Annotated in this window: 1 protein-coding gene; it reads left to right on the forward strand. The window is 58.4% G+C overall.

The features are described 5' to 3' along the window. The coding region (locus tag ACYQ1A_RS21830; protein ID WP_499365827.1) for a GTP-binding protein at positions 1-329 on the forward strand (329 nt) is incomplete at both ends.

A 329-nucleotide genomic window follows, 5' to 3' on the forward strand; every position in this document is an offset into this window, starting at 1 on the left:
CCGCACGTAAACGTCGGCACCATCGGTCACGTTGACCATGGCAAGACCACCCTGACCGCTGCGATCACCACCATCCTGTCGAAGAAATTCGGCGGCGAAGCCAAGGGTTACGATCAAATCGATAGCGCGCCGGAAGAAAAGGCTCGCGGTATCACGATCAACACCGCTCACGTTGAATACGAAACCGAAACCCGCCACTACGCTCACGTAGACTGCCCGGGTCACGCCGATTATGTGAAAAACATGATTACCGGCGCGGCTCAGATGGACGGCGCCATTCTGGTGTGTTCGGCTGCTGACGGCCCGATGCCGCAAACCCGCGAGCACAT

Source organism: Silvimonas sp. JCM 19000 (genome assembly GCF_054652575.1).